At 48.7% G+C, this 24,194-nt stretch carries 22 protein-coding genes; 7 read left to right on the plus strand and 15 right to left on the minus strand.

Translation table 11 applies throughout. The features are described from left to right. Positions 1 to 194 precede the first annotated feature (194 nt). The gene (locus BFC17_RS01180; RefSeq protein WP_070174632.1) at positions 195 to 566 is read right to left on the minus strand and encodes a PH domain-containing protein; all 372 of its coding nucleotides are present in this window, start codon (positions 564 to 566) and stop codon (positions 195 to 197) included. Positions 567 to 778: 212 nt separating this feature from the next. On the opposite strand from BFC17_RS01180, the gene BFC17_RS01185 reads away from it, so the two are divergent. The 4 genes from BFC17_RS01185 to BFC17_RS01200 all read left to right on the plus strand — a co-directional run bounded on the left by BFC17_RS01185 (position 779) and on the right by BFC17_RS01200 (position 6,255). Then, positions 779 to 1,783 carry a serine/threonine dehydratase gene (locus tag BFC17_RS01185; RefSeq protein ID WP_070174633.1) on the plus strand — a complete coding sequence of 335 codons (1,005 nt, stop codon included), beginning with the start codon at positions 779 to 781 and terminating at the stop codon, positions 1,781 to 1,783. A 19-nt stretch (positions 1,784 to 1,802) separates the two neighbouring features. Next, entirely contained in the window at positions 1,803 to 3,476 is a 1,674-nt protein-coding gene (locus tag BFC17_RS01190) for an amidohydrolase (protein WP_070174634.1), read from the plus strand. Between the two features lie 156 nt (positions 3,477 to 3,632). Continuing rightward, the gene (locus BFC17_RS01195; protein ID WP_070174635.1) at positions 3,633 to 5,198 is read left to right on the plus strand and encodes a Na+/H+ antiporter NhaC family protein; all 1,566 of its coding nucleotides are present in this window, start codon (positions 3,633 to 3,635) and stop codon (positions 5,196 to 5,198) included. After that, entirely contained in the window at positions 5,173 to 6,255 is a 1,083-nt protein-coding gene (locus tag BFC17_RS01200) for a saccharopine dehydrogenase (protein WP_070174636.1), read from the plus strand. The genes BFC17_RS01195 and BFC17_RS01200 overlap by 26 nt, the downstream gene beginning before the upstream one ends. Positions 6,256 to 6,330: 75 nt before the next feature. Here the strand turns inward: BFC17_RS01200 and BFC17_RS01205 are convergent, their stop codons facing one another. Then, complete coding sequence (locus BFC17_RS01205; RefSeq protein WP_070174637.1) at positions 6,331 to 6,795, minus strand: DUF3592 domain-containing protein; 465 nt, start codon at positions 6,793 to 6,795, stop codon at positions 6,331 to 6,333. Between the two features lie 103 nt (positions 6,796 to 6,898). Here BFC17_RS01205 and ppnP point away from each other — a divergent pair, with 103 nt between their 5' ends. After that, positions 6,899 to 7,183 carry a pyrimidine/purine nucleoside phosphorylase gene (gene ppnP / locus BFC17_RS01210; RefSeq protein ID WP_070174638.1) on the plus strand — a complete coding sequence of 95 codons (285 nt, stop codon included), beginning with the start codon at positions 6,899 to 6,901 and terminating at the stop codon, positions 7,181 to 7,183. 55 nt (positions 7,184 to 7,238) lie between these two features. Here ppnP and BFC17_RS01215 read toward each other — a convergent pair whose 3' ends face one another. From BFC17_RS01215 to dinB, 3 genes are all read right to left on the minus strand, one after another. Further along, on the minus strand, positions 7,239 to 8,096 hold the full coding sequence (locus tag BFC17_RS01215; protein WP_070174639.1) for an MBL fold metallo-hydrolase: 858 nt from the start codon (positions 8,094 to 8,096) through the stop codon (positions 7,239 to 7,241). Between the two features lie 109 nt (positions 8,097 to 8,205). Next, entirely contained in the window at positions 8,206 to 8,436 is a 231-nt protein-coding gene (locus BFC17_RS01220; RefSeq protein ID WP_070174640.1) for a DUF1653 domain-containing protein, read from the minus strand. A gap of 79 nt (positions 8,437 to 8,515) precedes the next feature. Continuing rightward, entirely contained in the window at positions 8,516 to 9,601 is a 1,086-nt protein-coding gene (gene dinB, locus BFC17_RS01225; RefSeq protein ID WP_268236015.1) for a DNA polymerase IV, read from the minus strand. Between the two features lie 407 nt (positions 9,602 to 10,008). Between dinB and BFC17_RS01230 the strand changes: the two genes are divergently transcribed. Next, positions 10,009 to 11,511 carry a DUF3360 family protein gene (locus tag BFC17_RS01230; protein ID WP_139141966.1) on the plus strand — a complete coding sequence of 501 codons (1,503 nt, stop codon included), beginning with the start codon at positions 10,009 to 10,011 and terminating at the stop codon, positions 11,509 to 11,511. 82 nt (positions 11,512 to 11,593) lie between these two features. Here the strand turns inward: BFC17_RS01230 and nqrM are convergent, their stop codons facing one another. The 10 genes from nqrM to bamJ all read right to left on the minus strand — a co-directional run bounded on the left by nqrM (position 11,594) and on the right by bamJ (position 21,321). Continuing rightward, positions 11,594 to 11,827, minus strand: coding sequence for a (Na+)-NQR maturation NqrM (gene nqrM, locus BFC17_RS01235; protein ID WP_070174643.1), 234 nt, complete (start codon positions 11,825 to 11,827; stop codon positions 11,594 to 11,596). Between the two features lie 28 nt (positions 11,828 to 11,855). Further along, a complete protein-coding gene (locus tag BFC17_RS01240) occupies positions 11,856 to 12,869 on the minus strand; it encodes an FAD:protein FMN transferase (RefSeq protein ID WP_373287219.1) in 1,014 nt (337 codons plus the stop codon). A 122-nt stretch (positions 12,870 to 12,991) separates the two neighbouring features. Further along, positions 12,992 to 14,224: an NADH:ubiquinone reductase (Na(+)-transporting) subunit F gene (gene nqrF, locus BFC17_RS01245; protein ID WP_070174645.1), complete on the minus strand. Its 1,233-nt coding sequence runs from the start codon at positions 14,222 to 14,224 to the stop codon at positions 12,992 to 12,994. 22 nt (positions 14,225 to 14,246) lie between these two features. Further along, on the minus strand, positions 14,247 to 14,855 hold the full coding sequence (nqrE, locus tag BFC17_RS01250) for an NADH:ubiquinone reductase (Na(+)-transporting) subunit E (RefSeq protein ID WP_070174646.1): 609 nt from the start codon (positions 14,853 to 14,855) through the stop codon (positions 14,247 to 14,249). Positions 14,856 to 14,858: 3 nt separating this feature from the next. Next, complete coding sequence (locus tag BFC17_RS01255; RefSeq protein WP_070174647.1) at positions 14,859 to 15,491, minus strand: NADH:ubiquinone reductase (Na(+)-transporting) subunit D; 633 nt, start codon at positions 15,489 to 15,491, stop codon at positions 14,859 to 14,861. Positions 15,492 to 15,503: 12 nt separating this feature from the next. Then, on the minus strand, positions 15,504 to 16,268 hold the full coding sequence (locus BFC17_RS01260; RefSeq protein ID WP_070174648.1) for a Na(+)-translocating NADH-quinone reductase subunit C: 765 nt from the start codon (positions 16,266 to 16,268) through the stop codon (positions 15,504 to 15,506). Beyond that, positions 16,258 to 17,460, minus strand: a complete 1,203-nt coding sequence (locus tag BFC17_RS01265) for an NADH:ubiquinone reductase (Na(+)-transporting) subunit B (protein ID WP_070174649.1) — start codon at positions 17,458 to 17,460, stop codon at positions 16,258 to 16,260. Before BFC17_RS01265 ends, BFC17_RS01260 begins: the two co-directional genes overlap by 11 nt. Before the next feature lie 3 nt (positions 17,461 to 17,463). Beyond that, positions 17,464 to 18,801, minus strand: coding sequence for a Na(+)-translocating NADH-quinone reductase subunit A (locus BFC17_RS01270; protein WP_070174650.1), 1,338 nt, complete (start codon positions 18,799 to 18,801; stop codon positions 17,464 to 17,466). 531 nt (positions 18,802 to 19,332) lie between these two features. Beyond that, positions 19,333 to 20,511, minus strand: coding sequence for an enoyl-ACP reductase FabV (fabV, locus tag BFC17_RS01275; protein ID WP_070174651.1), 1,179 nt, complete (start codon positions 20,509 to 20,511; stop codon positions 19,333 to 19,335). 189 nt (positions 20,512 to 20,700) lie between these two features. Continuing rightward, the gene (gene bamJ / locus BFC17_RS01280; RefSeq protein WP_070174652.1) at positions 20,701 to 21,321 is read right to left on the minus strand and encodes a BamJ family beta-barrel-assembly machinery protein; all 621 of its coding nucleotides are present in this window, start codon (positions 21,319 to 21,321) and stop codon (positions 20,701 to 20,703) included. A gap of 244 nt (positions 21,322 to 21,565) precedes the next feature. Between bamJ and ppc the strand changes: the two genes are divergently transcribed. Then, positions 21,566 to 24,187 (plus strand): phosphoenolpyruvate carboxylase, encoded by a 2,622-nt coding sequence (gene ppc / locus BFC17_RS01285; RefSeq protein ID WP_070174653.1) that lies wholly within the window; start codon positions 21,566 to 21,568, stop codon positions 24,185 to 24,187. Positions 24,188 to 24,194: the final 7 nt, after the last annotated feature.

Consider the following 24,194-nt stretch of genomic DNA (forward strand, 5'->3'; position numbering starts at 1 on the left):
AAAAAGCTAAGGCTCTTTGCAGGCCTCCGGGGTTTTAAAACGTAGCAAGCAATTTTAGCTACGCAAGAGGGGCGATCCCGGATGTTGCAATGCAACTCCGGGATTCTAAAACGCAGCTAGCAATTTTAGCTATGCACAAGGGGCGACCCCGGATATAGCGTTGCTATTCCGGGGTTTTAAAAAGCTATGGCTTTTTAAAACATTGCGTTGGCTAGGGATTTTTGTACGCCTTTGGCAGTGTCTGATTTCAGTTCAAACTCTAATGGTTCTGACTGGCCGGAAATAAAGATTTTAAGTTCGGCATCCAGGTCAAAATGCCCGGCCGTTTCCACTTTGAACTGAGTAATGGCTTTATACGGCACCGAGTGGTAATCCACTTTTCGTCCGGTCATGCCTTGCTTATCAATAAACATAAAACGGTTGCTGGTAAATACAATCAGGTCCCTTACCAATTTGTAAGCACTTACTACCTTTTCACTATCACCCAGAATTGGGGCAAGTTCTTCCTGAATATCCGCTACATCGACTTCGCTGGCGTTACCCATTAATGCATCAAGTAATCCCATGATTTCTCCTGCTCTGTGGTTTTGATACAAACACCTTAGCACACTGAGGGGGTAAATCAGCGCATTTCAGTTACCCACAGCTGAGGTTATTGAGTCAACATTTGTGATTATCCGACGAAGCGTGGGAATATTTTGATTGTTAACAGGATTTAGCATTTTTCTCGGCGCACAAAATGGTAAGCTAGAATCATACTGTCACTCAGGAATACTCTATGGAAAGCACTGCGCAGCAAGTCTCGTTTAACGATGTCCATCAGGCATCTTTACGATTAATTGGCAAAGTTGCCCGCACCCCATTATTTGAATCCTCACGGCTCAATCAATGGTTGGGTCAACGTGTGTTGTTTAAGGCTGAATGTTTACAAACAACCGGGGCGTTTAAAATTCGTGGTGCCACCAATTTTATTGCCAGCTTGCAGGAGCAAGGGCTTGTTCCCCAGCATATTGTGGCTAACAGTTCCGGTAACCATGCTCAGGCTGTTGCCTACGCCGCTTCACAAGCTGGTATTCCGGTTACCATATTTTCCACCGAGAACATTTCTGAAGTAAAAGCCGCGGCTACCCAGGATTACGGAGCAGAGTTACGTTTGTATCCTACCCGCCCCGAAGCGGATGCGGCAGTAGAACACGCAGCTCAGCAAGAAGGCGTGGTTTGGATCCCCCCCTTTAATCACCCGTTAATTGTGGCCGGGCAAGGCACCGCCGCACTGGAAGCGATTCAGGATGCGGATCAGATAGACGCTATTTTTGCGCCTTGTGGGGGCGGCGGCCTGCTCAGCGGTACTTTACTCGCCACTCGTCAGTTAGCGCCCCATGCAAAAGTAATTGGCGCAGAACCCCTGCTGGCAAATGACGCCGCCCGTTCTTTACAATCCGGCGTTATTGAATCATTGGATGGCCCGGTTAATACACTGGCCGATGGCGCTGCCACCCCTGCTGTGGGCGATGTGACCTTTCCGCTGCTGCAACAGCTGGACGACTTCTACGAAGTGAACGAGCAACAAATCGCTTACTGGACGCAATGGTTACAACATTTGCTGAAACTGCATGTAGAGCCCACCAGCGCCATGAGTATGGCCGCCGTTGCAGCCTGGGCTGCAAATTCTCCCAAAGGCCAGACGGCAATGGTAATTTTATCTGGCGGCAATATCAGTAAAGCCAACATGAGCAGGGTCTGGGACACCGATTACCTGCTTCAACCACCGATTATTGACTAACAGCACATTGAAAAACGCTATGTATAAAAAATCTTTAATTACGCTCACCGCATTACTTTTTGGCTGGGGAGTCAGCTTATCCATCAACGCGGCAACCCTGGTAACTAACGTTAAGGGCTATACCCTTACCGAAGACGGCAAACTGATTCAGTTTAAACGCCTGCTGGTAGATGATAACGGCAAGGTCGTAAGCCTGGATCCTAAAAATGTCCCACGTGACGTGACCAAAGTAGATGGTCACGACAAAATCCTGCTGCCCGGTTTAATTGATGCACACGGCCATTTACTTGGTCTTGGTGGTAATTTGCTGGAGGTGGATTTACGCGAAAGCACAACCATGCAGGAAGCCGCGCAATGGGTTGCTCAATACGCTATGGGGCACGGCGATCAGGACTGGATTAAAGGTCGCGGCTGGAACCAGGAGCTCTGGAGTGACCGCTCGTTTCCTAATGCCGCAGTGCTCGATGAAGTCATCAGCAATAAACCAGTATGGCTCAGCCGGGTCGATGGCCATGCAGCCTGGGTAAATACCAAAGCCCTTGAACTGGCCGGCATTACTAACCAAACACCGGATCCCGTAGGCGGTCAGATTTTGCGCGATGAAAACGGTCAGGCCACCGGCGTGCTAATTGATAATGCCATGGATTTGGTCGCAGAAGTAATGCCTAAAGAGAGCAGTAAGCTCTATCAGGCCCAGCTTGATGCCGCCGGGGAACATCTGCTGTCATTAGGCATCACTGCCATGCACGATGCAGGCGTTGGCCACCACGTGTACGACTTTTACCTGGCCCGCGCGGCTGAGCAAAAACTCCCGGTACGCATTTATGCCATGTTAAGCGCCACCGATCCAACTCTGGCAGATATGCTGGACACGGGCATTATTCGCAGCGCCGATGACTTTTTATTTATTCGCAGCGTAAAAGCTTATGGCGATGGTGCTTTAGGCAGCCGCGGCGCAGCGCTAATTAAGCCTTACAGCGATGCCCCTCACCAACATGGTTTACTGCTTACCCAACCGGAAGACTTCCCGAAAATCTTTCAGCAAGTCTTAGGGGCGGGTTTCCAACTTAACTTTCACGCCATTGGTGACCGCGCCAACCAGATGGTACTGGACGAATTTGAGCGTACCTTTAACAGTATCGGTGGCCAGGATTTGCGTAACCGGGTAGAGCACGCTCAGGTGATTGCGGTAGAAGATTTACCGCGATTTGCTGAGTTAAAAGTGCTGCCATCCATGCAGCCGACCCACGCAACCAGCGATAAAAATATGGCCGAGGACCGTTTAGGTAAAGCCCGAATGGAAGGCGCTTATGCCTGGAAAACGCTCATCGACAGCGGCATTCCATTGCCACTTGGCTCAGATTTTCCGGTAGAGCTGGCTAATCCGTTTTATGGCCTGCACGCCGCAGTGACTCGTCAGGACAGAAATAATCAGCCGGTAGACGGCTGGTACCCGGAGCAGGCGCTTACTATTGAACAAGCCTTTAAAGGCTTTACCCTGGACGCTGCCTACGCCGCACACATGGAAGACTCACTGGGTACGCTAACGCCCGGCAAATGGGCCGACTTTATTCTGGTCGATCAGGATATATTTAGCATCCCTGCCCAGGACATCTGGAAAACCAAGGTTATCCAAACCTGGCTGGCTGGTGAGAAAGTGTTTGACGCTAATACTACAGTAGAACAGCCTTAAACGCGGATTGGGTGGTGATTACAGCCGCCCCGACTTTTAACCTAATCCGCGGTCCCAGTGTGAATTGCACACCGCTTAACCACACAAGTCCGGGGCCATTTCCTCCGCAACAGTAATATGCTAGCTTGGACAATTTTCCCATAAGGTCTCGATTTGATGCAGGACTTCGCCGCAGTCGTTCCACCGCTTATTGCTATCATTTGTGCGTTTACGACACGTCGCGTTATTTTATCTTTGTTGTTAGCTACCTTTTCGGGCGCGCTGCTACTGAATAACTTTCATCCGGTCGAATCACTTATTTCGCTGTTTGGCGAGGGTATATTCAAACAACTCACCGGTTCAAACTCACAAACGCTGATCGTTATCACCATTATTGCCGGGTTTGTGTTTTTACTCGATTCATCCAATGCCATGCTGGCGTTTTCCAGTTGGATCCGCAATAAGGTAAAAAGTGCCAAAGGTTTGCAGTTAACCACCTTTTGCTCAGGCATCGCGATATTCTTTACTGATTCGGGCAACTCGCTCATTCTCGGGCCCGTGTTTCGGCCGCTGTACGACAAATTCAAAATTTGCCGTCAGAAACTCGCGTATATCATCGACTCTACGTCTTCGCCGGTTTGCTCGCTTATTCCAATCATTTCCTGGGGCGTCACCATTCAGGCCAGTATTGTGGAAGGATTTAACAATGCCGAGTTATCCTGCCAGCAGTTAGCGGCCCACGGCATGACATTAAGCAATAGTGAGGGTTGCGAAATCGACAGTCTCGGGGCCTATTTTCAGGTATTGCCCTATCAGCTTTATTCCATCCTTACGCTTATCGGCGTGGTCCTGGTGATTGTGCTTTCCAGCAACATTGGCAAAATGCGCAAAACCCAGCAGCTTTGCAGTAACGACACTATCGATTACGGTGACTTCGCGATTAACGCCGTTGAGCTATCACCGCAAACCCAACGGCACGGTGCGGCGCTGGTGATCAAGTCTCTGGGCACCTTATTCCTATCTTTAGCCTTTTTCTTCGGCTACTTTGTTATGACTAAAGGCAAGTTAGGCGGGCCGGATATCCGCATTGCCCTCGCGATTTCCTATACCTTTGCCATTTTGGTCACCATCGGATTAATGGCGCGCTATCAAATCAGCGATGTGAACAGCAGCGTAAAACAGTTTTTTGCTGGCATGGGGCGTATATTACCTATTTTAACCATGCTGATTCTGGCCTGGACCCTTGGCACTCAGATGAAAGCGCTGGAAACGAAAATCGTGTTAGCGAATCTGTTGTCAGGGCAGTTTGCAGTGTACCTGGTGGCCAGCATCATCTTTCTGCTCGGTGCGGTGCTCTCTTTTGCTACCGGGTCATCCTGGTCTACCTTTACCCTGTTTATACCCATTGTGGTGCCACTGGCCCTGCAAATCGATGCACCGGTCTTTGTGTGTATTGGCGCGGCTATTAGTGGCGCGTTGCTTGGCGATCACTGCTCTCCCATCTCTGATACCACAGTGCTTTCGTCAGGGGCTTCCGGTGTTGATCATATTTCTCATGTAGAAACTCAGTTACCTTACGCCCTCATTGTTGGTGGCGTTACCTTTACTGGCTTTATCTTAGCCTCGTCAGGTATGTCAGCCTGGTGGGTGCTCACTTGTTCTGTTATTTTACTCGCCCTCATTCTGGGCGGGCTTCATCAATTTTATAAGGTTAAAAATGCGTCCGATATTGTGGTTACGTAAAGAAATCAAAGCGGGTGAAAAGCGGGTTGCGCTGACACCTGGCCATTGTAAAACGCTGGTTGAGAACGGTTACGACGTTATAGTAGAAGCGTGCGGGAACCGCGTATTTGCCGATCAGGAGTATGCCGATGCGGGCGCTTCAATTACTACTGAATCCTTCTATCAGGCCCCTGAGCACGCCATTATTCTGGGCTTAAAAGAATTGCCTGAAAACACCCAGCCGCTAACGCATACGCATATTTATTTTGCTCATGCGTATAAGCAGCAGGAAGAAGCAGAGTCTATTTTGCAGCGGTTTGACCAAGGCCAGGGGAAAATTTTCGACCTGGAGTTTCTGACCACACCGGATAACCGCCGTATTGCGGCGTTTGGTTACTGGGCCGGTTTTATTGGCGCAGCAATGGGTGTACTGGGTTATGCTCACTATAAGCAACAGAGTACACCGTTTCCGCCAGCCATTATCTTTGCGTCCAAACAGGAGCTCATCGATACGCTTAAGGCCAGATTAACCGATCTGCCAACCCCTGAAGCCATGGTAATGGGTGCGTTAGGTCGCTGTGGGACGGGTGCCAGTGATTTGTTCTCGGCATTAGCCATCCCTACCCTGAAATGGGACAAAGCCGAATACGACGCGGCACAAAAGCCAATTGCCGAAATACTGCAGTGCGATATCTTTGTAAACTGCGTGCTGTTACAGGGCGAGAACTCACCGATGATTACCCGTGAGTCGTTAAAACAAAACCAGCAACTGTCGATTATCTCGGATGTGAGCTGCGATCCTAACAGCCCCTTCAACCCCATCCCAGTATATGACCACATCACCAAGTTAGCGGCGCCTTTCATCGATATCGAAAGTGACAGTGAGCTGCCGGTGCATTTACAGGCCATCGATCACCTGCCCACCTTGCTACCGAAAGAGTCCAGCGAAGAATTCGCTAACGCTTTGTTCCCGCACCTTGTAGCCTTCTTAGATGCGTTAACTGCACAGGCTGAGCTGCCGGTTGTGTGGCAACGCGGGCTGGCTGAGTACGACAAAGCGCAGGCAAAACGAAAGTAGATACACCCTAGCAGGGCCTGCTCGCAATTCATCAATCGCGGAGCTTTTCTCGCGATTGATGAATTGCACATGCTTTTATTCAGGCGCTACCGGCTTATTGCGCCACAACCACCAGCGCGGAATACCCACTAAAAAACTGATAAACGCCACATAACCTAAAATACTCACCATCGGGCTGTACAAGGCATAGCTTAATACCTGAGCCTGCGCCGGGTTATCTGCAGCATAGACTACTGTTAGTTCACTTCCTTGTTCGATCAGGCCTAAGCCGGAATACACATGGGCATTAGCCAATACCTGATAAACCTGACCGTTCACCTGATACTGCACCGATACTTCATGCAGTTCCGACTCTCTGGGTGCACCCACTCCCCGGATATGTTCGATATAAACCTGTTTATCTACAACCTCACCCGTTGTGTAATGGCCGCTAACAAATCCCGCTATAACCTGCCAGCTCAGTAGTAACATCGTCAGCACACATATCCATGCCGTAGCCAGGGTCATCTTAAGGTATTTACGTTTTTGAGCAGTCGCCAAAGCCAGCTCCCTGTTTCACTCGTTCTCATCTGACCGGAAATATCGGGTTGCCGGTTTGATTTAATGTATAATACTGCTCGTTTTTTAGCTAACAGGAATCAACATGTCTTTAAGTGTAAACAGCTACTTCGACGATAAAGTAAAGTCCATCGCCTTTGAATCGGCCAACGGCCCATGTACTTCAGGGGTTATGCTGCCGGGTGAATATGTATTTTCAACCAGCAAGGATGAACTGATGAAAGTGGTTGAAGGCGAGTTAGTGGTTAAACTGCCTGGAGCAGAAGAGTTTATTTCGTTTAAAACCGGTAGCGAATTTAACGTTGCGGCTAATCAGTCTTTTGACGTGAAAGTAAGCACTACTACTGCTTACCTTTGCTTTTATAGCTAATTACCGCTATGGGTTCAGCGAGCAGCCAAACGCTCGCTGAACTCTCAACATCCCTTTACTGGTAGAGTGTTTTAATCCACTTCTCTTCGGTAATAAAGTTCCAGTTCCATTTTGCATATTGCTCAGGTAGTCCTTTTTCAATGGCTTGTTCTACCGTTAACGCTGCCGCTTTTTGTTTCCCTACCCAGGTTTTGGTTGCTTTAATCATCGCCAGAAAATTTTCATAGTCGGCTTTATTGGCCAGCGGGCCGTGGCCGGGAATGATTTTGGTTTTATCATCGATTTTGGTTAGCAGGGTTTCTACTGCTTTGATGTAACCATCGACTGTGCCTCCTGCACCTAAATCAATATACGGGAAGCGTTCGTTAAAGAATAAGTCACCGGTGTGCAGCACATTAGCTTGCTCAAACCACACTACGCTGTCGCCATCGGTGTGGCCATTGGCTAAATGAAAAACCTTAAGAGTTTCACCGTTAAAGTGAATTTTAATGCCGTCTTCAAAGGTGACTACCGGTAACGCCGCTTTATCGATAGAGTCATCGTTAGCTAATCGGATTCGCACGTTCTCGTGGGCAAAAATCGTTGCGCCTTTGGTATCATGAAAAAACGCGTTACTGCCGGTGTGGTCACCGTGGTAATGGGTGTTAATCACATAGCTGGGCGTTTCTGTAGCCAGCTTGCCCAGAGCGGCACTGATTTTAGGAGCCAACGGGGCGAACTGGTCATCTATGATCAGCACGCCGTCATCGCCGGCAGAAACGCCAATGTTACCGCCAGCGCCTTGCAGCATAAATGCGCTGCCGTTAAGCGGGGTAACGTTAATTTTGACTTCAGCAAACTGGTCCTGGGCAACACTTTGTGTAGCCCACAACATAATGGTGGCGCTCACAGCACAACTGAACAATGATTTCATTTTAACTACCTGTCGTTATAGCGTTTTCGTAATAACGGCAAACTGCACGTTAACGTATTTTGCCCTTTATAAGCGGTTCGGGACAATTAGGTTCAATTGTGCAGATAGATTAGAGGCTGTCTTCGAGGGCTTTTTCACCGAGAAACTGAAACCGGGCTACGCTGCGGCCATTAACTTTAACTTCTTCGGTAAACATAGAAAGAGGCCGAACCCACAGCGCGCCTTCGCCATAAAGTGGGCGGTACACTACCAGTTTGGTTTCATCTTCTGAATGAGTGGCAACGCCAATCACTTCGTAATTATTGCCTTTATAGTGTTGATAAATTCCCGGACTAATCATTTTTAACTTCCTTTAACTAATGCGCAGTCAACATTTAAGCGTAGACCATTGCTGGCCAGTTGCCAGCGAATAACCGCACTTATGCCTCAAAAGGCAGTTCTAACTGCTTGTTCTCGTCTTTTTCTGCCAGGCCAACCTGCAACCCCACTAAACGGATCCCGCGGCCATTGGCACGTTGATAAGCTTCCTGCAACAAGGGTTTAAATGCACTGCGATGAACACTAGGGTAACGGTGTTCTGCGGAGGTCAGCTGAAAGTCACTGAACTTTAACTTTACCCCCAGTGTGCGGATGTTGGGTGGGCGGCCACCATTATGCTTTTGCTGATGGGCCACCAGTCTTTCCTGCAGCGTAGTATACAGTTTATCGATAACCCCATCACAGTCTTCTATCGTGTGTATGTCTTCACTGAGCGTGCGTTCAACGCCCACCGACTTACGTATCCGGTTGGTTTGCACCGGTCGTTCATCTATACCATGGGCACGGTCCCAAATTACCTGCCCAAACTTACCGAAACGTTTTTGTATTTCAGTCATGGGGTAGGCACGCACATCGGCACAGGTATGTAACCCAAGGTGACCGAGTTTTTGCACGGTAACTTCGCCCACCCCGGGAATTTTTTTTAGCGGCATGGCTTTTACAAAGTCATCCAGCTTATCCGGGGTTATCACGCACAGGCCGTCTGGTTTGTTTTCGTCACTGGCCACCTTGGCAACAAACTTACAGGGCGCAACGCCTGCTGATGCTGTCAGGTTGAGTTCGTTAGCAATTCGATAGCGAATTTCTTCGGCTATACGGGTAGCACTGCCCTGAAACAACGACGTGCCGGTTACATCCAGATAGGCTTCGTCGAGGGATAGCGGCTCAATCAGGTCGGTGTAATCAGCAAAGATGGCGCGGATTTTTTGCGATTCTTCCTGATATACCGACATCCGGCCTTTTATCAGCTTGAGGTTAGGGCAAAGCTTTAACGCATAAGCTGAGGCCATAGCAGAGCGCACACCAAACTTTCTGGCGGGGTAGTTACAGGTGGCGATGACCCCCCTCCTGTCGCTGCTGCCGCCGATGGCAATGGGAATATTACGCAGGGTGGGGTTGTCACGCATTTCGACCGCGGCGTAAAAGCAATCCATATCCACATGTATTATTTTTCGTTGATTCGCCACTTCGTTAAGCTCTGTTACCGATACACCAGATGTTGTTTTACCCCTTATCGCGCCATATTACTGTATATTTAAACAGCCTTCCAGTATTCTGCTTGCACCTGATATCCAGAATAACTGTTGTCTACGACTAATAGCGCATATGCGCTTGTTAATTACATGTAAACAGCAAAAACGTGCCTGACAAAAATATCAGACTGACGTACCAGTCCATAAGTCGCAGAATACTTGTTAATTTACGTTAATCATATGATTTTATGTGTAAAAACAAACCACCCAAATGTAATTATTTTGAAAAGAAATACACACCGAGTTAACACATGGGGCGTTTCTTTTGATTTAGGATGAATATCTCACCCGATGGAATAAACATTTGTTTGGAGTCAGTACCTATGAGTACCAGCACAACGATGGACGATAAGGCAGATCATCCCGGCATTGCCCCGTCCGTAGACGATCCTCAGCATTCTGATTACGCTAGACAACACAAACCCAGCTCGGCTTTTGACAGCCGCGATGAGTACCTTGAACATGAATTGCAAATCATGTCACCCAAGCGCTGGCGCGCCAACCTACCGTTCCGTGATTACCGTTTTGAATGGGAAGATACAATCCCGGCTATGGCAGGTACCATCGGTAAAATTGTTATGGTGGGTGCTATTGCGGCAACCTTTGCTGGCCCCTTAGGGCTGGGCGATGGCTTTATTTTAGAAAACGTGCGTTATGAACTGCTGTTAGTAGCTATTTTTATTGCTCTGTTTTCTGGTTTTATTTTACCCACAGCCAACCTGCCCGGTACCCACGGCCCGTTGATTCCGTTAATTCCAATCGTGGTAGCCGCAGGCGGACACCCTATGGCTTTTGGCCTGTTAATCGGTGTCTTCGGATTTTTGCTGGCTATCAGTAAAGGAGGGAGTCTGCTGGCCAGACTAACCAGTAAAGGCGTGTGCGGCGGCTTATTACTTTACTTAGGCTTTATAGGCACCACTTCCCAGGTTAAAAAGCTGTTTGCCTGGGCTGAAGGCATTGAGATGGCGCATATCGCGTTTATTATTATTTCCTGTACGATCGTGTTGTATGCTCTGCTTGAGCACTGGAAAAAGCGCTGGCTGGCCGTACCTTTAAGCTGTCTGTTGGGCGGCGGTCTGGCGTTTGCGCTGGGCGCACCGTTTGAATTCAACACGGCCCCGGGATTTCCTCATATGAGTCCATCCTACTGGTGGGGTGAAAGCACCGGCTGGATGTTAGGTTTACCTACCTTTGAAAGCTTTGTGGTGGTACTGCCCTTTGCCGTTCTGGCAGTAGCAATGTGGTCACCCGATTTTCTGGGTCATCAGGTTTTCCAAAAAATCAGCTATCCACCTAAAACCGAAAAAGTGCAAATGAATATCGACGATACCATGGTCAGTGCTTCGGCCCGCCAAATGGTAGGCTCGGTGATGGGCGGCGCTAACTTTACCTCTTCATGGGGTACTTACATTGTGCCTGCCGCCATTGCCAAACGCCCTATTCCTGCCGGGGCGTTACTGACTGCCCTGTTCTGCGTAATTGCGGCAATTTGGGGTTACCCGATGGATTTGGCCATCTGGCAACCGGTACTTTGTGTCGCATTGATTGTGGGCGTATTTATTCCGTTACTGGAAGCGGGTATGGAAATGACCCGCGAGGGCAAAACCACCCAGTCAGCGGCTATCGTGGTGTTTTCATCGGCACTGGTTAATCCTGCGTTTGGCTGGTCACTCACTATGTTACTGGATAACCTGGGCCTCATTGGCTGTAAGGAACGCAGCGCCGAGCTGACGAGCATGAGCCGCTGGATAGTGCCTGGCATCATGTTTGCCGTACTTACTACCGTTATGGCGCTGGTTGGCCTGTTACCAGGCCTGCCAGCAATCCTGAGTAGCTTCAGATAAAGCTGACTTCATAATTAAAAAGCCCCGTGCAGCGATACTGACGGGGCTTTTTTAATGTTTGGATTTTAGCATTTAACACTAATCAGATAATCCGGTCTTTGTCCCACTCTTTAAGCTTTTCCTGACGCGCGGCTTCTTTCTCCATGCGCGCTTTTTTGCGGTCACAGGGCTCCGGGCAATCGCAGGCTTTTTCTATGCCCAGCGCGCCAAGGCCTCCGCAGCTTCCCGAGATGCTTTTCTTCTGCAAAATGTAGCCAATAGCCATTGCTGCAACCATTACCAGAAAAAACACGAAGGCTAAAATAAAAGTACTCATTGTTAATTAAACCTCTGCGCTTAGCGCATTAATAAACTGTTACCAGTTTCTCGAATGCCGGGCTGGCATATTCTTCAAAGTCCTTCTCGCCACGGCGAATAATAAAGACGGCGATATCGTTGGCTTCGGCCACCGCAATGGCGTCATCCCAGCCCATTACGTTAAAGGCAGTCGCCAGACCATCGGCGGTCATTGATGACGGATCCACCACAGTAACGGAAACCGTGCTGTGCTGAATAGGCTTACCGGTACGCGGGTCGATAAGATGCGAATAGCGTACGCCGTCCTGTTCATAATAATTACGGTAGTCACCTGAGGTTGCGATGGCATTATCACCAATAGACACCACTTTTTGCACCGCACGTTGATTAGACACCGGCTTTTCAATGGCTATCAGCCAGGGAGAACCGTCGCCCTTCTCGCCTTTCACGCGCATCTCACCACCAATTTCCACCAGGTAGTTACTGATACCGTTTTCTTCCAGCAGATCAGCCACCACGTCCACACCATAACCTTTGGCGATGGTAGATAAATCCACATATAACTGAGGATGGTGCTTAACCAGTGATTTTCCAACCACCTCCAGCTTATCCAGACCGACATACTCACGTACTTCTTCCACCTGTTCGGTGGTGGGTATCGTCTCCGGGCGCATTGTCGGGCCAAAGCCCCACAAGTTCACTAACGGGCCAACAGTAACATCCAGTACGCCATGGCTTAGCTCGCCTAAACGAATCGCTTCATTCACTACCAATAGTGTTTCGTCAGATAACGCAAAGGATTGTTCAAAACGGTACTGATTGAAACGGGAAAGTTCTGAGGTCGGGTCATAAGTCGACATTAACTTGTTCACCTGCACCAGGCGTTTATCGATTGCCGCTTTGATGACCGCTTCATCTACGCCGGGTACTTCAGGAAACTTCACATTATAGGTCGTTCCCATTGTCTGACCTAAAATATGCTCAACTTTTACCGTGGGCTGTTTTGAACAGGCACTCAGTAACAAGACCACAGTAAACAGCAAAAACTTCAATTGTGTCACGCTCATCCCCTTTGGACACTAAGACAGCATTTAAAAATAAACACCGCTAATTATACAGGCTAAATAAAAAAAAGGGGCTAAAAGCCCCTTTCTTAATTTACTGATTCTCAGTGTGCAGGCAATTAGCCGCCGAAGTCATCCAGCAGGATGTTTTCGTCTTCAACACCCAAATCTTTCAGCATGTTGATAACTGCTGCGTTCATCATAGGTGGTCCACACATGTAGAACTCACAATCTTCTGGTGCCGGGTGGTCTTTCAGGTAGTTTTCCAGCAACACGTTGTGGATAAAGCCTGTGTAACCAGTCCAGTTGTCTTCTGGCTGCGGATCAGACAGAGCAACATACCAGTTAAAGTTTTCGTTCTCTTCCTGCAGCATGTCAAAATCTTCTACGTAGAACATTTCGCGCAGTGAACGAGCACCATACCAGAAGCTGATCTTACGGTCAGTTTTGATACGACGAAGCTGGTCGAAGATATGTGAACGCATAGGCGCCATACCCGCACCACCACCGATGAATACCATTTCGGCGTCGGTATCTTTAGCGAAGAATTCACCGAACGGACCAGAGATAGTCGCTTTATCACCAGGCTTAAGGCTCCAGATGTAAGATGACATCTTACCAGCCGGCAGGCTCAGGTTGTTTGGCGGCGGAGAAGCAATACGGACGTTCAGCATGATAATGCCTTCTTCTTCCGGATAGTTCGCCATTGAGTATGCACGAATGGTTTCTTCATCTACTTTAGATTCGATATTGAAGAAGCCAAAGCGCTCCCAGTCACCACGATATTCTTCTGGTACATCAAAGTCTTTGTACTTAACGTGATGCGGTGGAGCTTCGATCTGAATGTAACCACCAGCACGGAAAGGTACGCTTTCACCGTTAGGAATTTGCAGTTTAAGCTCTTTGATGAAGGTGGCTTTGTTGTCGTTAGAGATAACTTCACAATCCCACTTCTTGATACCAAAGATTTCTTCTTCCAGTTCGATTTCCATGTCTTGCTTAACCGATACCTGGCAAGACAGACGACAACCTTCACGGGCTTCACGCTTGGTGATGTGGTCCAGCTCAGTTGGCAGAATTTCACCGCCACCTGAATGGATTTCCACACGGCACTGACCGCATGAACCACCACCACCACAAGCTGATGATACGAAGATACCTGCATCAGCCAGCGCACCCAGCAGTTTACCGCCTGGTGCAGTTTTAATGGCTTTCTCAGGATCGCCGTTGATGCTGATAGTCACGTCACCAGACGGTACCAGCTTAGACTTGGCAAACATGATAATGAATACCAGCGCCAGCACGATCACGATGAACATGCCAACGCCGAGTAAAATTTCGATTTGATTCATAGTTTCTGCTCCCTAGCGTCGATTACAGCTGTACACCAGTGAAGGACTGGAAACCCAGTGCCATCAGACCAGCAATCATGAATACCGAACCCAGACCACGGATACCGTCTGGCATGTCAGCATATTTCAGCTTCTCACGCACAGCTGCCAGTAACACGATAGCCAGCGCCCAGCCTATACCACTACCAACACCGTAAACGATACTTTCAGTGAAGTTGTACTCACGCTGAACCGCGAAAGATACACCACCGAAGATTGCACAGTTAACGGTAATCAGAGGCAGGAAGATACCCAGTGCGTTGTACAGCGCCGGGAAAAACTTATCCAGACTCATTTCCAGAATCTGTACCAGGGCTGCAATAACACCGATAAAGGTCAGGAAGTTCAGGAAGCTCAGGTCTGCATCAGGGAAACCCGCCCATGCCAGCGCGCCAGGCGCCAGGATGTTTACGTAGATAACCTGGTTAACCGGAACTGAGATACCCAGTACCACAACAACCGCAATACCCAGACCCATTGCTGTTTTTACTTTCTTGGATACGGCCAAAAATGTACACATACCCAAAAACAGTGATAACGCCATATTTTCAATGAAAATCGAGCGGATAAATAATGATAAATAATGTTCCACGACTTACTCCTTAGGCTCGACTTGCTCTGGTTTGATAGTACGCAGTACCCATACCAGACCACCAATTAAGAAGAACGAGCTGAAAGGCAGAATCAGCAGACCGTTAGCCTGATACCAACCACCGTTTTGAATCAGCGGCAGGATTTCGAAGCCAAGGATAGTACCGAAACCAAACAGTTCTTTAATAATACCTACAATAATCAGTACAACAGAGTACCCCAGACCGTTACCGATACCGTCTAAGAACGACATCAGCGGCGGGCTCTTCATTGCATAAGCTTCCGCACGACCCATTACGATACAGTTGGTAATAATCAGACCAACGAATACCGAGAGCTGCTTGGAAATCTCGTAGGAGTAAGCTTTTAGAATTTGATCCACAACAATTACCAGCGAGGCGATAATCGTCATCTGGATGATGATACGCACGCTGCTTGGGATCTGATTTCGAATTAACGAAATAAACAGGTTAGAAAACGCGGTTACGCTGGTCAGAGCCAGTGACATAACCAGAGCGGTTTCCAGTTTAGTAGTAATTGCCAGTGCAGAACAAATACCCAGGATTTGTAGTGCAATTGGGTTACTGTCTAAGATGGGTCCAAAGAGGACCTTTTTCATTTCTTTAGTATCAGCCATGATAAAAACCCCTTACGAACGCCAGGCTTGTTTTTTAAGGAACGGGCCAAAGCCGTTTTCACCAACCCAGTACTGAACCGTGTTATTCACACCGTTACTGGTAAGGGTTGCACCAGACAGCGCATCAACTGCATAAGGGTTGTCTTCACCGGCGTTCTTTTTAACTTCCAGTGCAACATCACCGTTATTATACAGTTTTTTGCCATCCCACTTTGCCTGCCATGAAGGGTTTTGAACTTCACCACCCAGTCCCGGCGTTTCTTTTTGCTGATAATAAATCAGTTCGCGAACCGTTTTACCGTCGGCATCCAGAGCTAAGAAGCCGTACATCAGATCCCACAGACCACTGCCATGTACAGGCAGAATAATGCGGTTAACTGATTCTTTGGCTGCTGAGTCGTATACCAGGTAAACCGAAGCCACTTTAGCGCGACGCTGAAAACCAACATTGCTGTTTTCAACTTTAACGCTGGCATCCGCTTCCTTAGCTGCTTTATACATATCGTAATCAGCAGCCGGGGCGTCAACAAACTCACCCGTGCTTAAATCAACATAGCGGGTTTCTACGAAGTCAGTGTAAGTTCCTTCGATGTTGCCCTTTGCCTGATCCAGTAAGCCAGCAGCGTGCAGGATATTAGACATTTTGTCTTTTGCTGCGTTGCTTTGCTGCTGTTCACGCAGACCAACAGCTGAACCGGCTACGATAATTGAACAAACTAAACAAACTGCCAGTACAACGCCGACTGTTTTTCCTAAAGATTCTTTTTTAGCCGACACGAGCTATCCTCCGCTTGATATTGCTTTGAGCGACAAAGTAGTCGAAGAGTGGTGCCCACAGGTTAGCAAACAGAATTGCCAGCATGACACCCTCAGGGAATGCAGGGTTTAATACACGAATCAGAACGGTCATAAAGCCGATAAAGATACCGTAAGCCCACTTGCCCTGGTCAGTAAACGAAGCAGAAACCGGGTCGGTTGCCATAAAGAACATTGCAAAGGCTAAACCACCCACTACGAAGTGCCAGTGTGCAGGCATCGCAAACATTGCGTTGGTGTCACTACCGATGAGGTTAAGCAGGGTTGCAAAGAACGCCACACCTAAGGCCACACCAGCAACGATACGCCAGCTTGCAATGCGCATATAAATAATGAACAGACCACCCAGCATAATCGCCAGCGCTGAAACTTCACCGGCAGAGCCAGGAATAAGACCCAGGAAGTGGTTCATCCATAAATCGCTGTTAGTGTAATCAAGCGTACCGCTGGCACCCTGACTCAGCGACGTTGCACCTGAGTAACCGTCTGCAGCAACCCAAACACGGTCACCCGAGATTTGGATTGGATAGGCAAAGTACAGGAACGCACGACCAGCCAGTGCCGGGTTTAAGAAATTACGGCCAGTACCACCAAAGATTTCTTTAGCGATTACCACACCGAAGGTAATACCCAGGGCTACCTGCCACAGCGGGATAGTCGCTGGCAGTGTCAGTGCAAACAATACTGAAGTTACGAAGAAACCTTCGTTAACTTCGTGCTTACGTACTGAAGCGAACAGTACTTCCCAGAAACCACCCACAACGAACGTCGTTGCGTAGATAGGTAACCAGAAACAAGCACCGTAGAACATCAGGCCAAGTACACCTGCATTGGAGATATCACCGCCTAACGCAGAGAATAAACCCGCTTGCCATGCATCAGGTAAAGTACCTGCGCCCGCAGCAATCGCTTCTTGTGCCTGGAAGCCGATATTATACATACCGAAGAACATTGCCGGGAAAGTGGCAATCCACACCATGATCATGATGCGCTTCAGGTCGATACTGTCACGCACGTGCGTACCAGCTTTGTTTACGTGACCAGGGGTGTAGAAGATAGTTGCTGCTGCTTCATACAGTGCATACCATTTTTCGTACTTACCACCGGGCTCGAAGTTTGGTTCGATTTTTTCTAAATACGCTTTTAAGCCCATGAATTAACCCTCTTTCTCAATGGTGGTCAAACAATCGCGCAGAATGGAACCGTAGGTGTATTTGCCCGGGCATACATAAGTACACAGCGCCAAATCTTCCTCGTCCAGTTCCAGACAGCCCAGTGTTTGAGCACTGTCAGTATCACCAGAAATTAAATCCCGTAATAATAACGTTGGCAGGATATCCAGAGGCATAACACGCTCGTAGTTACCAATTGGTACCATTGAACGCTCAGAACCGTTGGTAGTGGTGGTCATGTCGTACTCTTTGCTACTGAAGTGTCCAGTGTAAGCACGAGTTACCGAGTGCATGTTTGAACCCGGCGCTAACCAACCGAATAATACTTTTTCACGGCCTTCCAGTAACAGTGAAACCTGTAAGTGGAAGCGACCCAGGAAGCCATGAACGCCCTGAGCAGTTGTACCGTTAAGAACAGAACCAGAAATGGTACGTACGTCGCCGTCTTTCTTCTCGCTGGCCGTTAACTCAGCCAGGTCTGCGCCTACCACAGTGCGCACCAGGCGAGGATTCTTCGCAGCCGGACCGCCGATTGCCACAACGCGGCTGTTGTCCAGTTCGCCAGAAGTCAGCGTTTTACCGATAGCGATAACGTCCTGATAGTTTACTGTCCAGACGACTTTTTTACCGCCAACCGGATCCAGATAATGAACGTGTGTACCAGCCAGACCAGCAGGGTGCGGGCCATCAAACTCAGCCGTTTCTGCTTTGCTGTCGCCAGCAGATACGTTTGCGCCGGCTTTCTTACAAAGGAATACTTTACCGCCAGATAAGATGCTAAGCGCTTTCAGGCCATTAGCAAAATCGTCCTGACGTTCAGCGATGATAACCGCCGGGTCAGCCGCTAACGGGTTAGTGTCCATCGCGTTAACAAAAATTGAGCTTGGGGTAGACCCCAGCGCCGGAGACTTACTGAAAGGACGTGTACGAAGCGTCGTCCACAGACCTGTGTCTACCAGCAATTGCTCGATTTTTTCACGCGCAGTTGAAGTAATCTGGTCAGCAGCAATGGCTTCGAAGGTTTCCGCTTCGTTTCCTTCCTGCTTTACAACAACTGATTGCAAAACACGTTTAGCACCACGGTTTACTTCTACCACCTCACCGGCAACAGGAGCAGTGAATTTTACGCCAGGATTTTTTTTGTCTTCAAAAATCAGCTGACCTTTCTTCACTTTGTCTCCAACCTGCACGTGCATGGTAGGACGCATACCCACATATTCTTCTCCCAGTATGGCAGCCCGAGACACAGACAGACCATCCTGGATCTGCTGTGCCGGAGCTCCCGATATAGGGAGGTCGAGACCTTTTTTGATTTTTATCATACGTAATCGCACTACTCTAATAGAAATACCCTTTTGAATGAGGTGCGCCTTTAGCAAGCGTGCTCACCAAAGCCACAATTCAAAAACGTACTTAGTACAAACAGTAAATTTTGGTTGTTTAAAACCGTAACAAAGCTCTGTTGCCACTTCGCAAATATTGCAATCCAGCTGACTTGTTATTGTTGTTAGAACTTGCCGCGTATCTTTTTGTATTAAGGCGCTTGCTGCACCGCCCTTTGTTACGGCAAAGCGGGATATCCGGAAAAGGGTCCCCCCACTTAATTTCGGAATTTTAGCATCAACATAGCAACTTACGCTACGTCGATCCGAGATAATCCGTAATTTTTATCCCAATTATCTGTACAACTAACCTACCACATTAGTCTTATGCGCTATTGTCAGCAGTCGGTGCACTGCCCTGCAATGCCCGACACACTGATTATTGTCGACATCCAGCCAGCCTGTAAGCTGTTGGTAAATTGACAAAATAAAGCCGTCATAACGACGGCTTATATTAATTATTAAGTGGTATTACCAATTAACCACCGGGTCAACATCGGCGTCGTAATCGACTCCCGCCACATCAAACCCAAACAGTTTTAAGAATTCATGGTGGTAACCGGCATAGTCGCTCAGGTCATGGAAGTTTTCCTGAGTCACCTGATCCCACAGCGCTTTAATTTTCGCCTGGGTAGCATCGTTGGTTTCCTTGCCATCCATGCGGTAGCGATTTTGTTCGTCCAGCGTTGCGGCATCACCGTACAGGCACTGTGTGTAAAGGCCTGCGATTTGTTCGATACAGCCTTCGTGGGTGCCTTCTTCCTTCATCACTTTATAAATTAAAGAGATGTAAAGTGGCATTACCGGAATCGCCGAGCTCGCCTGAGTCACCAGCGCCTTAAGTGAAGATACGTGAGCATCCACTTCAAGATCAGCATGGTCAGTATTAATGGCAGTCGCCGCGCGATCCAGGTCTTCTTTTGCTTTACCAATCGTAGCAGAACCATAAATTGGCCAGGTCAGTTCCTTACCAATGTAGGTGTAAGCCGTAGTTTTGCAACCTTCGGCCAATACGCCTGCCGCTGACAGAGCATTAAGCCACAGTTCCCAGTCTTCACCGCCCATTACCTTAACCGTATTAGCGATTTCTTCTTCGCTGGCTGGCTCTAAAGAGACATCGTGAATCTTGTCTTTATCCGTATCGTAAGTTTTGGTGGTATAGGCCTGACCCACTGGCTTAAGGGTAGACTTATATACTTCACCGGTCGCCGGATCAGTGCGGCGTGGTGATGCCAGACTATAGATAACCAGATCAACCTGACCTAAGTCAGCTTTAATCTTATCGATAACCTGTTCTTTAAGCTCGTTAGAGAAGGCATCGCCATTAAGCGTTTCGGCGTACAGACCCGCGTCTTTCGCCTGTGTATGGAATGCAGCGGTGTTGTACCAACCCGCAGTGGCGGTTTTCCGCTCTGTTGGCTCTTTCTCGAAACATACACCTAAGGTGTCTGCACCATAACCAAACGCCGAGGTAATGCGGGATGCCAGACCGTAACCGGTAGAACAGCCGATAACCAACACTTTTTTCGGCCCATCGCCCAGCTCGCCGAGGCCTTTGATATATTGAATTTGTTCTGCAACAACTGCAGCACAACCCTGCGGGTGTGCATTTGTACAAATGAAGCCACGAATTTTGGGCTTGATAACCATAGTGACACTATCCTTTCTTATTTTAGCGCGTATTGTAAATGACCCGGCGTTGATAACAACTCTGAACAGCTGGACTGGTGGAGCGTCCGGCAGATAAAGCCTAATGCTATTTTAGCCGAATGCCAACCCGGCACGGGTTAACCACTAAAAAAGCCCGCAATGGCGGGCTTTTTGTCAGCTGTTATTCGCTTATGCAATAACGTCCAGCAGCTCGATATCAAATACCAGCGTGCTGTAAGGCGCGATAGCACCACCAGCACCTTGCTCGCCATAGGCCAGGTCGTGCGGGATGTATAATCGCCATTTTGAACCAACCGGCATCATTTGCAGGGCTTCGGTCCAGCCTTTAATTACGCCACCAACCGGGAATTCTGCCGGCTGACCACGATCATAAGAGCTATCGAACACAGAACCGTCGATCAGGGTACCGTGATAGTGAGCACGAATAGTGCTATCTGCAGTCGGTACAGCACCGTCGCCAGCAGTAACCACTTCGTACTGCAATCCAGACTCGGTTACCTGAACTTCTTCACGCTTGGCGTTTTCGCTCAGGAAGTTTTCGCCTTCCTCGATTGCTGCTTTATGCTGTTCAGCCTTAGCCGCCTGCATGCGCTGATGGATTTCACCAAATGCATTACGCAGCGTGTCGTTATCAACCTGCGGGGCCTGACCAGTAAACGCGTCTTTTAACCCTGCTACTACAGAATCCAGATCCAGACCTTCAAATGGATTTGATTGTAATTGCTGACCCATTTGGAAACCAATTCCGTAACTAGCCTGGGTTTCTACTGTTTTAAATAAATCTGACACAGTGTCTCCTGAAATAAAATTACACTTTTTGCGCAAATGTTAATCAAAATCCGTAGTATTCTGAAAATTTTTATTACGCTTCGATTTTTCGCTGGCATAGTGTAACACACCCAGATAAACCGTGCCTGTTCCAATGTTTACGCCAGTTAACAGGGCGCTGGTTCTAAGGATGTAATACAAAAAGCTATTAGACAATTCTACTCGGAGACAGTATGTTTGATAGCACTGTTTTTTGGAGGACACCATGCAATCACACTATGACGCACAGTTAAAAGATACTGTCCGCTATTTGGGAAAAACGCTGGGACAAACAATCAAGGCTCAGCTGGGAAATGACTGGTTAGAGAAAATAGAGAAAGTTCGTCTGGACGGTCGCGCATCGTTCAACGGTGATACAGATTGCAGTAAAAATCTGAAAGAAACTTTCAAAACCATGTCAGACAGTGAGTTACTGGTAGTCGCCAGAGCATTCGCGCAATTTCTGAACCTAGGTAACATCGCCGAGCAGGAATACAATGCTGGCCTCGATGTGGACGCCTCCATCGACTCGCTGTTTTCGCACCTGGACAAGGCCGAACTAAGCGCGCTGGAAGTGGAAAAGGCAGTAGCTAAGCTGGATATTGATCTGGTACTCACAGCGCACCCTACCGAAGTATTCCGTCGTACGCTGATTCATAAGCATAAAGAGTTAGCGTACTGCCTGAAAAGCATCCATCAGGAACAACTGAGTGATTCCGAGCGAGGTCGTCTGGAAACCCGCATTGCTGATCTGATCAGTCAGGCCTGGCATACCGAAGAGATTCGTTCTGTGCGCCCGACGCCGGTTGACGAAGCCCGCTGGGGATTCTCGGTTATTGAAAATTCATTGTGGGACGCGGTTCCTGACTTCCTGCGTGACCTCGATGAGCGCTTGCAAAAAGACTACAACGTCAAGCTGCCTATCGATGCAGCGCCCATTCACTTTAGTTCGTGGATGGGCGGTGACCGTGATGGTAATCCATTCGTTACCGCAAAGGTCACGGAAGAGGTACTGTTACTGGCCCGTCGTCGCGCAGCTAAACTGCTGACCATCGACCTTGACCGTCTGCAGGTTGAGCTGTCGATGAACGACTGTAACGATGAACTAAAAGCGGCGGTAGGAGAAGTCTACGAGCCTTACCGAGCGCTACTGCGTCCACTGGTAAAACGCTGCGCCGATACCCGCGATGGCATTTACGACTTTTTTAATGACCGTCCATACGATTCCAACGAATGGATTGCGTCAAATGACGAGCTGCTTGAACCCTTACTGATGTGCTATCGCTCATTGTGCGAGTCAGGTCTTGAAGTAACTGCCAACGGCATGCTGCTCGACACGATTCGTCGTGTAAAATGTTTTGGTGTGCACCTGTTACGCCTTGACGTTCGTCAGGATTCACAGCGTCATGCTGATGTACTGAGCGAAGTAACCCGTTACCTCGGATTAGGCGACTACGCCCACTGGAGCGAGGCCGACAAACAAGCCTTCCTGCTGCGTGAGCTAAGCTCTAAGCGCCCATTATTCCCGCGTTGTTGGGAACCTTCAGCAGATGTTCAGGAAGTGTTGGATACCTGTAAGGTTATTGCCAGCCACAGTAAGCACGGGTTTGGTATCTATACCATTTCCATGGCGAGTGAAGCGTCTGATGTCATGGCCGTACAGTTACTGCTGCAGGAAATGGGCGTTGACTGGCCAATGCCGGTAGCACCACTGTTTGAAACCCTGGATGATTTGAATAACTCACCTATCGTGATGCGTAAACTGCTGAGTATCGACTGGTACCGTGGTTATATTCAGGGTAAGCAATTCGTTATGATTGGTTATTCTGATTCCGCCAAAGATGCGGGTGCCATTGCCGCAGGCTGGGCACAGTACGAGTCTCAGGAAGCGCTGGTTGCGCTGGCTGAAGAATTCGACATTAAGCTAACCCTGTTCCATGGTCGCGGCGGTACAATTGGCCGTGGCGGATTACCGGCACATGCCGCTATCCACTCGCAACCTCCGGGTTCGTTAGACGGAGGTTTCCGGGTAACCGAACAGGGCGAAACCATCCGTTATAAGTTTGGTATGCCGTTACTGGCTAAACGCAGTCTGGGTATTTACACCAGTGCGATTATAGAAGCCATGTTGTTCCCACCACCAGCCCCCAAAGACGAGTGGCGTGAACTAATGAAAGCCATGGCCGCTAAGGGTCGTGATTTCTATCGTGGCGTAGTCCGTCAGGATCCGGAATTTGTCCCTTACTTCCGTGTGGCCACGCCAGAACAGGAACTGGGCAAACTGCCATTAGGTAGTCGCCCTGCCAAACGTAAGCCAACTGGCGGCATTGAAAGCCTGCGTGCTATTCCGTGGATTTTTGCCTGGGCACAAACCCGTCTGGTACTGCCAGCATGGTTGGGCAGCATGAAGGCCATTGAAGCGGTTCGTCAGGAAGGCAATCACGAGAAGCTCCAGGAGATGCGCGAGAACTGGCCGTTCTTCCAGTCGCGTTTATCCATGCTGGACATGGTATTCCAGAAGGCTGACCCGCGTATTAGCGCCGAATACGATGACCGTCTGGTGCCTGATGAGTTGAAGCACTTTGGTGAAGGTTTGCGCGCGGAGCTAAAGGAAGCCATTAAGCTGCAGCTGGATATCAATGGTCAGGCCGATATTATGGAAGCAGACCCTCAGGGTAAAGAATCCATGAATATCCGTGCTCAGTACCTTGAGCCTTTGCATTTCCTGCAAATCGAGCTGTTAACACGCTTACGTCAGCTAGACGAAGACGAGCATGATGCCACGCTTGATAAAGCCATGATGGTGGCTATTAGTGGTATTGCTATCGGTATGCGTAATACCGGTTAATAGTGCC

The organism is Marisediminitalea lipolytica (assembly GCF_001758465.1).
Lineage (GTDB): Bacteria > Pseudomonadota > Gammaproteobacteria > Enterobacterales > Alteromonadaceae > Alteromonas > Alteromonas lipolytica.

Coding starts and splice junctions, on each gene's coding strand:
- BFC17_RS01220 (WP_070174640.1), bottom strand. CDS start 8,436: ATGATTAGTCCGGGAATTTATCAACACTATAAAGGCAATAATTACGAA.
- BFC17_RS01265 (WP_070174649.1), bottom strand. CDS start 17,460: ATGGGCTTAAAAGCGTATTTAGAAAAAATCGAACCAAACTTCGAGCCC.
- BFC17_RS01180 (WP_070174632.1), bottom strand. CDS start 566: ATGGGATTACTTGATGCATTAATGGGTAACGCCAGCGAAGTCGATGTA.
- nqrF (WP_070174645.1), bottom strand. CDS start 14,224: ATGAATCAAATCGAAATTTTACTCGGCGTTGGCATGTTCATCGTGATC.
- BFC17_RS01270 (WP_070174650.1), bottom strand. CDS start 18,801: ATGATAAAAATCAAAAAAGGTCTCGACCTCCCTATATCGGGAGCTCCG.
- BFC17_RS01185 (WP_070174633.1), top strand. CDS start 779: ATGGAAAGCACTGCGCAGCAAGTCTCGTTTAACGATGTCCATCAGGCA.
- BFC17_RS01255 (WP_070174647.1), bottom strand. CDS start 15,491: ATGGCTGATACTAAAGAAATGAAAAAGGTCCTCTTTGGACCCATCTTA.
- BFC17_RS01190 (WP_070174634.1), top strand. CDS start 1,803: ATGTATAAAAAATCTTTAATTACGCTCACCGCATTACTTTTTGGCTGG.
- nqrM (WP_070174643.1), bottom strand. CDS start 11,827: ATGAGTACTTTTATTTTAGCCTTCGTGTTTTTTCTGGTAATGGTTGCA.
- ppnP (WP_070174638.1), top strand. CDS start 6,899: ATGTCTTTAAGTGTAAACAGCTACTTCGACGATAAAGTAAAGTCCATC.
- BFC17_RS01230 (WP_139141966.1), top strand. CDS start 10,009: ATGGACGATAAGGCAGATCATCCCGGCATTGCCCCGTCCGTAGACGAT.
- BFC17_RS01200 (WP_070174636.1), top strand. CDS start 5,173: ATGCGTCCGATATTGTGGTTACGTAAAGAAATCAAAGCGGGTGAAAAG.
- BFC17_RS01215 (WP_070174639.1), bottom strand. CDS start 8,096: ATGAAATCATTGTTCAGTTGTGCTGTGAGCGCCACCATTATGTTGTGG.
- BFC17_RS01195 (WP_070174635.1), top strand. CDS start 3,633: ATGCAGGACTTCGCCGCAGTCGTTCCACCGCTTATTGCTATCATTTGT.
- ppc (WP_070174653.1), top strand. CDS start 21,566: ATGCAATCACACTATGACGCACAGTTAAAAGATACTGTCCGCTATTTG.
- fabV (WP_070174651.1), bottom strand. CDS start 20,511: ATGGTTATCAAGCCCAAAATTCGTGGCTTCATTTGTACAAATGCACAC.